Genomic DNA, 4778 nt, shown 5'->3' on the forward strand with positions numbered 1-4778 from the left:
TGAGCGTGGCCGCAGCGCCGAGATGAACGCCGTCAATGCGCCACTCTACGCACCCTGGATGATCTGATTTCCCAGGTTTTTTTCGGGTTCCATGGTGATAGCGAATGTTGCAGGAATGCACCACCCGCCAGTGAAATTGCATTGATGTCCAAGTGGCGTCCGGCCGCCACAAAAATGCGCGATTGGCCGGAGATAGCGTTGCCGGGCAAGGCGGTTATGGTTTATGGCTGCTGCCGTCGATTAATGCATGTCATTCAAAAGTGGGGACCAGTTTTGAAACAATGGCGTGCAACTGGCATTGAAATAGCGCCGAAAGGGCGAGATCCAATCATGTTCTTCAAGCGAGTTGGTCAATTGAAAGCACCGCAGAGGGCTGTTTTCCTGGCGCTTTCAGTAGTTGTTCCATCGCTCTTTCTGTCGGCCTGCATGTCGTCGGAGAAAGATATCGACCTGTCGACCTATGTCGAGCAGACCGAGCCGGCCGATGTTCTCTACAATCAGGGCCTTGCCAATCTCAATGCCGGGCGCCTGCAGGAGGCGAGCCGGAAGTTCGACGCCGTCGACCGTCAGCATCCCTATTCGGAATGGGCCCGCAAATCGATGGTGATGGGCGCTTTCGCCGACTATCGCCAGGGCAATTACGATGAGGCGATCGGCTCGGCCAAGCGCTATCTCACGCTTTACCCGTCGACCGATGACGCCGCCTATGCGCAGTACATCATCGGCTTGAGCTACTACCGTCAGATCAAGGACGTGACGCAGGACCAGAAGGAAGCGCGCCAGACCGTCCAGACGATGCAGGATCTGGTCACGCGCTGGCCAACATCGGAATATGTCGAAGACGCCAAGGAAAAGATCCGCTTCGCCAACGACCAGTTGGCCGGCAAGGAAATGCAGATCGGCCGTTACTATCTTGAGCGGCGTGAATACATCGCTGCCGTGAAGCGCTTCCGCACCGTGGTCGAGAACTATTCCAACACCCGCCATGTCGAGGAGGCGCTCGCCCGCTTGACCGAAAGCTATTACGCGATGGGTCTGACCTCGGAGGCACAAACCGCCGCCGCCGTGCTCGGCACCAACTACCCCGACAGCCCATGGTACAAGGATTCCTACAAGCTCTTGCAGAGCAATGGGCTTGCACCGCGCGAGAATGCCGGGTCGTGGATATCCAAAGCCGGGAAGATGATCACCGGCGCCTGACGTATGAGCATCGACTGAAGCGCCACAGCGCTTTTCGGATTGATCCGGTGCTCAAACAAAAAGATAGTGCGGCGCTGCGACTGCAAATGGTCGCGTGCCGTTCTAGATTCGGGTTCTGATGCTTTCCAGACTGTCGATCCGCGATATCGTCCTGATCGAGAAGCTGGATATAGACTTCCAGCCGGGTCTTTCGGTACTGACCGGCGAAACCGGTGCCGGCAAATCCATCCTGCTCGACGCCCTTTCGCTGGCGCTCGGTGCGCGCGGCGATGCTTCGCTGGTGCGCCATGGCGCGGCGCAAGGCCAGGTCATCGCCGTCTTCGACGTGCCGCGCAATCATCCGGCGCGTACGCTGCTTGCCGACAATGCGATCGAGGACGACGGCGACATCATCCTGCGCCGCCTGCAGACGGCGGACGGCCGCACCCGTGTCTTCGTCAACGATCAGCCTTCGAGCGTCACGCTGATGCGCGATGTCGGGCGCGCGCTGGTCGAGATCCACGGCCAGCATGACGAGCGCGCGCTGGTCGATCCCGGAGCACACCGCGAGGTGCTCGACGCTTTCGGGGGCCATCTCGGCGCCGTCCGCTCGACCGCCGAGGCATGGCGGCACTGGCGCGCCTGCGAGCAGGAGCTGTCGCGCCACCGCATCAAGGTGGCGGCGGCCGCGCGCGAGGCCGACTATCTGCGCGCGGCGGTGGCGGAATTGACCAAGCTCGATCCGCAGCCGGGCGAGGAGACCGACCTTGCCGAACTGCGCGCATCGATGATGCGGGCCGAAAAGATCGCTTCCGAAATCCATGACGCGCAGGATGTGCTGTCGGGCCCATCTTCGCCCCTGCCGCAACTGGCCAGCCTGTTGCGGCGGCTGCAGCGCAAGGTGTCGGAGGCGCCCGGCCTGCTCGACGATGTCGTCAAATCGCTCGACGAGGCGATGCTGTCGCTCGACGCGGCGCAATCGGGCGTCGAGGCAGCACTGCGCGCCACCGAATATGATCCGCAGCGGCTGGAGAAAGCGGAGGAGCGGCTGTTTTCGCTGCGCGCCGCCTCGCGCAAGCACAGCGTCGCCGTCGACGATCTAGCGCAGCTGCGCGACACGATGTCGGCCGATCTCGCCGATCTCGATGCCGGCGAGGAGCGCCTGCATGGGCTGGAAAAGCAGGCCACCGCCGCGCGCGAGACCTACGACATTGCCGCCGCGCAGCTGTCCTCGCTGCGTCATGCGGCGGCGGTCGGCCTGACCAAGGCCGTGATGGCCGAACTGCCGGCCCTGAAGCTCGAACGCGCCGCCTTTATCGTGGAAATGAAGAGCGAGGCCGAGAGCCGCATGGAAGAGGGGATCGACCAGATCGAGTTCTGGGTGCGCACCAATCCAGGCACGCGGCCCGGGCCGATGATGAAAGTGGCCTCCGGCGGCGAGCTTTCGCGCTTCCTTCTGGCGCTGAAGGTGGCGCTGGCCGACCGCGGTTCGGCGCCGACGCTGGTGTTCGATGAAATCGACACCGGCGTGGGCGGTGCTGTCGCCGACGCCATCGGCCAGCGGCTGGCGCGACTGTCGAAACGCGTCCAGGTGCTGTCGGTGACGCACGCACCGCAGGTGGCGGCACGCGCGGCGACGCATTTCCTGATCTCCAAATCAGGCACCACCGACCGTGTCGCCACAGGCATCGCCGAGATGGACCGGCCGGCGCGGCAGGAAGAGATCGCGCGCATGCTGGCCGGCGCCACCATCACCGATGAAGCGCGCGCGGCCGCCGAACGGTTGCTGCGCGAGAACACCACAGCTGCATAAGAACGGCTGATGTCAGGGATCGAGTCAGGATATGGCTCCATCCTGCTGTTCAGGAATGATTTTCTTGAAATGCTGATCTATTGTGTAGCGCCACCGTTCGGGGAAGAAAGCATGTCCGAAAAACCAGTTGATGCCCTGACCGAAAGCGAGGCCGAAGCCGAGCTGAAGCGGCTGGCGGAAGAGATCGCCGAGCACGACCGGCGCTACCATACCGAAGATGCGCCTGTTATCACCGATGCGGAGTATGATGCGCTCGCACGGCGCAACCTTGCCATCGAGGAGCGCTTTCCGGCGCTGGTGCGCGAGGATTCGCCATCGCTCAGGGTCGGAGCCGCTCCGGCGGAAGGCTTTACCAAGGTGCGCCATGCCGTGCCGATGCTCAGCCTTGCCAAGGCCTATACCGACGATGACGTCACGGATTTCATCGAACGCGGGCGGCGGTTCTTCGATCGCGACAAGGAGCTCGACATCGCCTTCACAGCCGAACCGAAGATCGACGGGCTGTCGGCTTCGCTGCGTTACGAAAACGGTGTGTTCGTGCAGGGCGCGACGCGTGGCAACGGCGCCGTTGGCGAAGACATCACCGCCAATTTGAAGACGATCGCCGATATTCCAGCGAAGCTGAAAGGCTCGGGCTGGCCCGAAATCATCGAGATCCGCGGTGAGGTCTACATGACCTATGCGGAATTCGAGGCGCTGAAGCAGCGATCGGCTGCGGCCGGCGGCCAGGACTACGTCAATCCGCGCAATACGGCGGCCGGATCGCTGCGCCAGAAGGATCCATCCGTCACCGCCAGCCGCAACCTCAAATTCTTCGCCTATGCCTGGGGTTACACGACGGCTGATCCCGCTCCGACCCAATATGATTCGGTGCAGAAATTCGCCGAGTGGGGGTTCAAGATCAGTCCGCTGATGGTGCGGGCGAAATCGGCCGAGGAGCTGATCGCGCATTATCATCGGATCGAGGAGCAGCGCTCGGCGCTCGGCTACGATATCGACGGCGTCGTCTACAAGGTCGACCAGCTGGAGTTGCAGCGCCGCTGGGGTTTCGTCACCGGCGAACCGCGCTGGGCGGTCGCGCATAAATTTCCGGCCGAACAGGCGATGACGACCGTGCAGAAGATCGACATCCAGGTCGGCCGTACCGGTACGCTGGCGCCGGTTGCGCGGCTGGCGCCGGTCACTGTCGGCGGCGTCGTGGTCGAGAACGTCACGCTGCACAATGAGGACTACATCAAGGGCCTGGACTCGACCGGCGAGCCGATCCGCGACGGCATCGATGTGCGCATCGGCGATACGGTCGTGATCCAGCGGGCAGGCGATGTCATTCCGCAGATCGTCAGCGTCGTCATCGACAAGCGGCCTGCTGATGCGGTGCCTTACGAGTTCCCTCACACTTGCCCGATCTGCGGCTCGCCGGCGACGCGCGAGATCAACGAAAAGACCGGCAAGGAAGATTCCCGCCGGCGCTGCACCGGCGAACTGATCTGCCCGGCGCAGGCGGTGGAAGGATTGCGCCACTTCGTGTCACGCGGCGCCCTGGACATCGAAGGCCTCGGCGCGGAGAACATAGACACGTTCTTCAATGCGGGATTGATCAAGACCGCCGCCGATATCTTCACGCTCAGGGATCGCCGTCCGGCCGTCACCAGGGCGCTGGCCGAACGCCGCGAGGAGCAGGCAAGGCAGCGCGAGGCCGCATCGGGCAAGACGCGCAAGAATGTGCGCAGCGTCGAGGATCGCAACTATGAGGGCCTCGACAAGCTGTTCGCCGCCATCGACTCGC

The 4778-nt window shown here is 63.0% G+C and carries 3 protein-coding genes; all 3 read left to right on the top strand.

Features of this window, described 5'->3' with window-relative positions:
• The first annotated feature begins 330 nt into the window (after positions 1-330).
• Positions 331-1200, top strand: a complete 870-nt coding sequence (locus tag EN939_RS21310) for an outer membrane protein assembly factor BamD (protein WP_127269547.1) — start codon at positions 331-333, stop codon at positions 1198-1200.
• A gap of 118 nt (positions 1201-1318) precedes the next feature.
• Positions 1319-2992, top strand: coding sequence for a DNA repair protein RecN (recN, locus tag EN939_RS21315; RefSeq protein ID WP_127269548.1), 1674 nt, complete (start codon positions 1319-1321; stop codon positions 2990-2992).
• 111 nt (positions 2993-3103) lie between these two features.
• Positions 3104-4778: NAD-dependent DNA ligase LigA (gene ligA, locus EN939_RS21320; RefSeq protein ID WP_127269549.1), on the top strand; the 1675-nt coding region annotated here is incomplete at its 3' end.

The organism is Mesorhizobium sp. M7A.F.Ca.CA.002.05.1.1 (assembly GCF_003998335.1).
GTDB lineage: Bacteria > Pseudomonadota > Alphaproteobacteria > Rhizobiales > Rhizobiaceae > Mesorhizobium.